The sequence below is a fragment of the Spirosoma jeollabukense genome (genome assembly GCF_054777855.1).
Window position 1 is genome coordinate 1 of the sequence record NZ_BAAHAD010000078.1, and the last position, 822, is coordinate 822.

Here is an 822-nt window from a genome sequence, read left to right on the forward strand (position 1 = left end):
AGAAGAGGATACAAGATACCAGAGATATTGAATTATTATATTATCAATTGAAGATGATTGTGTAAGAGAACTTCATCCTCAAATTTTTAAAGTGAGACAAGAAATTCGTATAATGCAAAATATTATTGATAGAGTTCCAGGGGGTTTAGCGGCTATGCAAAGTAGTATGCATTCTAATTCATATGTGCATGGATCAGGATTTAATAGTAATTCTTTAGGTTCTTTAATAGGATATAGTTCTAGTACACAACCTTTATTAAATCATATGGGATTACAAACTCCATATGACCAATCACTATTACATCCTAGAGATCAAGCTTCTAATAGACCAGGAGCTCTTCCTTATGAAAGAGCTGATGGATCTCTTAGTTTTAATCGTCATAATCTTCAAGGTATTTATAATATTAGAGCAGGTACAACACTTGGAGAAGAATATACTTATAAAATTGCACAAAGAGTACATTTTGAAAGAGAATCAAATGAATGAAGAAGATTATCTCAAAATATTAGAATAGCATTCCCAAATATAGTAGACCCAAATCGTAGTTATGAACCAATTAATACTAATAATAATACTAATATTGTTAATATTAACAATAATACTAATATTGTTAATACTAATAATAATAATTAACTAAGATTATTATATATAACATAAATTATATAGGGGTTTTTGTATAATGGTAATACATATGACTTTTAATCATCAAATTGTTGGTTCGAATCCAACAAACCCTAATATAAATTAAAAATTTACTTTTTAATTAATAAAATAACAACTATAATATATATAACAATAAATAAATTTATTTATGTTTAACA

The 822-nt window shown here is 25.8% G+C and carries 1 protein-coding gene and 1 tRNA gene; both read left to right on the plus strand.

What is annotated here, in order from left to right; all coding sequences use genetic code 11:
- The first annotated feature begins 91 nt into the window (after positions 1–91).
- Positions 92–487 carry a hypothetical protein gene (locus ACYVEA_RS34615; RefSeq protein ID WP_460433873.1) on the plus strand — a complete coding sequence of 132 codons (396 nt, stop codon included), beginning with the start codon at positions 92–94 and terminating at the stop codon, positions 485–487.
- Between the two features lie 179 nt (positions 488–666).
- Positions 667–738: transfer RNA gene (locus tag ACYVEA_RS34620), tRNA-Lys, on the plus strand.
- Positions 739–822: the final 84 nt, after the last annotated feature.